The organism is Bacillus pretiosus, from assembly GCF_051294775.1.
In the GTDB taxonomy this organism is placed as follows: Bacteria; Bacillota; Bacilli; order Bacillales; family Bacillaceae_G; genus Bacillus_A; species Bacillus_A wiedmannii.
This window is the reverse complement of sequence record NZ_JBPPHF010000051.1, coordinates 1-348: the sequence shown is the minus strand read 5'-3', so window position 1 is coordinate 348 and position 348 is coordinate 1. Positions and strand designations below refer to the sequence as shown.

General features: G+C 43.7%; 1 pseudogene. It reads left to right on the top strand.

The annotated features are described in order from the left end of the window. Positions 1–348: pseudogene (locus ACSG5Z_RS29805) on the top strand (iron chelate uptake ABC transporter family permease subunit); the annotation flags it as partial.

The following is a 348-nucleotide window of genomic DNA, read 5'->3' as shown; positions in this document are numbered from 1 at the left end:
GAGCAATAGGGGGCGTAGTTGCAGGTGCCTTTTTAGCAGTATCAGGGGCAATTATGCAAGGTATGACGCGAAATCCACTTGCTACACCATCGTTAATGGGAATTACAGATGGAGCTGTATTTGGAATTGCAATTATGTACGCATTCTTCCCTAATTCACCTTATTTAATGTTCGTAATCGCATCTTTTATTGGGGCTGCGTTTGGAGCGAGCATTGTATATGGAATTGGGTCTTCTTCACCAGGTGGATAAACACCTGTGAAGTTAGCTTTAGCGGGTGCAGCAATTAGTGCTTTATTAGGGGCCATTTCATCTGGAATTGCGCTATATTTCAACCTTGCCCAAGAGG